This window comes from Streptomyces flavofungini (assembly GCF_041028215.1).
In the GTDB taxonomy this organism is placed as follows: Bacteria; Actinomycetota; Actinomycetes; order Streptomycetales; family Streptomycetaceae; genus Streptomyces; species Streptomyces flavofungini_B.
The window spans coordinates 1-4,084 of the sequence record NZ_JASKYR010000689.1 but is presented as its reverse complement, the minus strand read 5'-3'; the positions used below and the strand labels follow the sequence as shown (position 1 = coordinate 4,084).

Genomic DNA, 4,084 nt, shown 5'->3' with positions numbered 1-4,084 from the left:
GGACGGGAAGTRGCKGRSGTCGGCGAGCACGACGCCGTCGTAGTCGTGGGAGACGGCCCGCGCGCCCCGCTCGGAGATCCGCAGGCCGGTGACCGCGCCGTCCCGGATCTCCACGTCCTCGACCGTGGAGTCCAGCCGTACGGGCACCCGCTTGCCGAAGGCGTCGAGAACCGGCTGGATGCCGCCCGTGAGCTGGTCGTAGTGGTCAAGGAGCATCGCGACGTTGGTGCCGAACGTGCCGGGGTAGACCTCGTCGGGCTCCGCCCCGTTGTTCCGGATCACCATGGGCCGTACCAGCATGTCCGTGAGAGCGGCGCCGAAGAAGGCGCTGAGCGGGGCGTGGTCGTGCCTGCGCGAGACGCGGCTGAAGTAGCGGGAGCCGAGGAAGCGGTTGCGCCCGTCGGCGCGGATGCGGGCGGCCATGGCGGCCATCCGCGCGAGGTCCCCGGCCGATCCCATGCGGCGGATGTTCCGCAGGGTCTGGCTGCGGCGCTCGCTGTCGAGGGTCAGCACCTCGCCGTCCTTGACGCGGGAGGCGTTGTACCCGAAGGACTCGTAGCGGTCGGCGCCCAGCTCCGAGGTGAACCAGCGGAAGGTGTGGTAGCGGCGGCCGATGTTCTTGCCGCCGGTCATCACCGGCCGGTCGCCGAGCCGGTCGAGGCCGAACCGGCCGCCCAGCGTGGACGCGGCCTCGATGACCTCGACGTCGTGCCCGAGCAGATCCAGGCGGAGCGCCGCGGTGAGGCCCGCGATGCCGCCGCCGACCACGGCCACGCGGCGCTTGATGGGTGCGGATGACATGGCTCAGCCTCCGTGACGTCGGGTCGTCCGAGGAGCGGTCGGGCGGGGGAGCAGGGTGACGCGGCCTTCGACGACCGTCCTGCCGGACTGCCGCAGACCGACGGCGACCGGGACGCGGCCGTCGGAGGCGGGGGTGCCGACGCGGGCCTCGTGGACCAGGTCCGCGTCGAACTCGGCGAAGTCCAGGAACGACGCCTCGCAGCCGACGGTGAGGGCGTGGGCGTCGGGGACGGCGCCGCCGCGGTGGGCGGCGACGAGGGCGGCCTGCCGCAGGCCCTCGACCATCAGGGGGCCCGGCACATGGTCGTACTCGTGGTCGAAGAACGCGGGGTGTCCCGGATCGGCGGCGAGGAGGCAGCGGTACACGCCGTCCTCGGGGGAGCCGGGCTCCTGGTCCGCCGTGCCGATGACGACGTTGCGCGCGATCTCCCGGCCGACCCGTGCGGGCGCGAGCCGCCGCACGGGCGTCAACTCCGGCGCTACGAGGGGCTTTCCGGAACGCCGGAAGGCGCGGAAGAGGTCGTAGTCGTCCTGCGACATGAACGCGAGGCGGGCGCTGAGCGTCATGGCCCCGCGGCCCGCGACCTCCATCACCCCCTCAAGGCCCATGCCCATCACGTCGGACCCCTTGTGCCGCCGTTCGGCGATCCGGTAGTGCAGACGTCCCTGGAGCGCGGACCTTCCGTCATCCGCGTACGCCTGCGGATCCTCGACCCGCAGCTCGATCCGCTGGAGGCTGAAGGGCAGCCCCACCGGGACCCCGACGTGCCGGTGCAGCAGCACGAAGATGGCCTGCCGGGCGGCCTCGGCGGAGGCGAACGGGTCGTGGTGCGAGGGGTGCCGGTCCGACCAGAGGCTGTGGGCGCGGGGAATCTGGAAGGAGAGGTGGAAGTCATCGTCCGAGCTCTGCACGGAATCGGCGACGAACACCTCGCCGATCTGCCTGCGGTGCGCGATCGAACGCGGCACGGTCCGCTCGAAGCGGAGCTGGTCGGCGGCGGGGTGGGCGCTTGCTGTGGTCATGGGGTCGGCTCCGGTTCGAAAGACTGCTGGGGTGTGGGGCCCGGCTCCGGGCCGCTCGGGTGGACGGGGGTGCGCATGGCGCGGCGGCGGCGCAGTTCCGTGGTGGCGAGTTGCGTCAACTCCCGCAGAGCGGTGCTCCGTTGACCGCGCGGGGCGCGGGCGGTGGCGCCGAGTACCCGGGCCGGGGTGATGACCTCCCTGACGGAGGCCCGGTGGCTCAGCAGGTCCAGGACGCCGTCGACCCTGCCGTCGGCGTGCAGGCCGCGCACCACCCGGGGCACGACGCCCGCGATGGGGCCCGCCACCCCGAGGTCCGACGCGAGACCGTAGTACTCGGCGTAGGTGCGGTCCCGCCACCGGCCGAACCCGGCGGTCGCCCGGTCGAGGCCCGCGCCGTCACCGCCCCCGGCGAGCGCCGCCGCGACCGCGGGCGCGAGCCGCTCCGCCTGGTGGAAGGCGTCGCCGATGCCGCGCCCGCCCGCCGGGTCCTTGAAGTGCCCGGCGTCACCGAGCAGCACCCAGCCTGCGCCCGCCGCCTCGCGGAAGTACCCGGAGAAGCTCCGGATGCCGTAGATCCGGCCGACCCGGGTGGCTCCGGCGAGGGCCTTGGCGATGGGCGCGCAGCGCAGCGCGTGGGCGTGCACGGAGCCTTCGAGGCCGACGCGGAAGGACTCCCGCTCGTGCCGCTGCGGGGAGACGCCCACGATGTACAGGCCGCTGTCGGCGGGGCCGCCCAGCATGTGCCGGTCGCCCCAGCGGTGGAAGACGAAGGTGGGCCGCTCACCGAGGTCGGCGCCCTCGAAGTAGGTCCAGTAGTAGCTGCGTTCGCCGGGACACACGTGGTACATGCGGGCCCCGGCGGCCCCGGCGACCCGGGAGGAGCGGCCGTCGGCGCCGACGACGAGCCGGGCCCTGATCACGGTCTCCGTGCCGCCGGACACGGCGCGGACCCCCGCGATCCGCCCGCCGTCCCGCACGAGCCCCGTGACGCGCGTGCCGAGGCGCACATCGGCGCCCGAGGCACGGGCCGCGTCCACCAGGACGGGGTCGAGGACCTCCCTGCGGATACAGGCCGCGCCGCCCACGTCACCGGGGGCCCGCGGAAAGGGGACCTCGCAGCGGAAGTCCTCAAGACGCAGGTCGACATGGCTCATGGGGCGCGCCCCGGCGGCCCGCAACGCCTCCAGCACGCCGAGACGGCCGAGGAAGGCCAGCGAGTCGGCCTGGAGGATGTTGGAGGAGAGGGTGCCCCCGATGGCCGTCGCCCGGTCGAGGACGGCGACCCGCACACCTCGGCGGGCGAGCAGCGTGCCAAGGGTGGCACCGGCACAGCGCGCACCGACGATGACGACGTCGTGGTCGTCCCCGCGCACGGCACGGGCCCGGCTCACGGGCGGGCTCATGAGGCGCCGTTCCAGCGCACGGCGGCCGCCGCCGCGAAGTCACCCGCGTGCGCGAAGCCGGACATCACGACGAGGTCGCCGTCGCGCAGTTCACCGGCGCGGGCGGCCTGGTCGAGGGTGACGGGCACGGCCGCGCCGTACAGGTTGCCGAACCGGTCGAAGGTGTCGAGGTGCCGCTTCTCGTCCACGTCCAGGGCCTGCCGCCAGTTCCTCAGGAAGATCCGGTTCGGCTGGTTGGTGACCAGGACGTCGATGGCGGAGGGGTCCTCGCCGAGTGCGGCGCAGAGCTCACCGACCAGTTCGGGGACGAGTGAGTTGCCGCGCCCCAGGATCTCCGCCTGCTTCGCGGGATCGAACCGGATGTCCGTCTGCCCGGTCCCGGGCTCCCAGTACCTGCGTCCGTCGGGGGCCGCGAGCCCGAGGTCCCCCGCGTACGCGGGAGTGCTCCGCTTGCGTACCCCGAGCACCGGCGAACCGGCGCCCGCCGCAAGGAGCGCCACCCCGCAGCCGTCGCCCGGCACCGCCGCGTGCGGGTGCTTGCGCACCTCGGACTGGGCGAACAACGAGCCCGCGGTGTTCTGCACATTGGCGATCAGCGCGGTGCGCGCGGCGCCGTCCGCCATGATCTTCTGCGCCAGCTCCACCATGTACATGAACGACGCGCAGCCCGCGTTGTGCAGGTCCACGATCCACTCGGGGTCGATGCCGAGCCGGTGCGCGGCCTGGGCGCCGGTCCCCATGAACGGCTCGTCGGGCAGCAGCACGTTGGTCAGCAGGACGTCGGCCCGCGGCGCTCTGCCGAGCCTGCGGAAGAGCGGCTGAGCCGCCTTCGCGATCATGTCGGCAGCGCTCTCGCC

The 4,084-nt window shown here is 73.8% G+C and carries 4 protein-coding genes; all 4 read right to left on the bottom strand.

Going from position 1 to position 4,084, the window contains the following annotated elements; translation table 11 throughout:
• The coding region (locus AB8Z36_RS32575; RefSeq protein ID WP_369216988.1) for an FAD-dependent oxidoreductase at positions 1 to 801 on the bottom strand (801 nt) is incomplete at its 3' end.
• Between the two features lie 3 nt (positions 802 to 804).
• Positions 805 to 1,824, bottom strand: coding sequence for an AfsA-related hotdog domain-containing protein (locus tag AB8Z36_RS32570; RefSeq protein WP_369216987.1), 1,020 nt, complete (start codon positions 1,822 to 1,824; stop codon positions 805 to 807).
• Positions 1,821 to 3,227 carry an NAD(P)/FAD-dependent oxidoreductase gene (locus AB8Z36_RS32565; RefSeq protein ID WP_369216986.1) on the bottom strand — a complete coding sequence of 469 codons (1,407 nt, stop codon included), beginning with the start codon at positions 3,225 to 3,227 and terminating at the stop codon, positions 1,821 to 1,823. The genes AB8Z36_RS32570 and AB8Z36_RS32565 overlap by 4 nt, the downstream gene beginning before the upstream one ends.
• Positions 3,224 to 4,084: 3-oxoacyl-ACP synthase III family protein (locus AB8Z36_RS32560; protein ID WP_369216985.1), on the bottom strand; the 861-nt coding region annotated here is incomplete at its 5' end. The genes AB8Z36_RS32560 and AB8Z36_RS32565, both read right to left, overlap by 4 nt.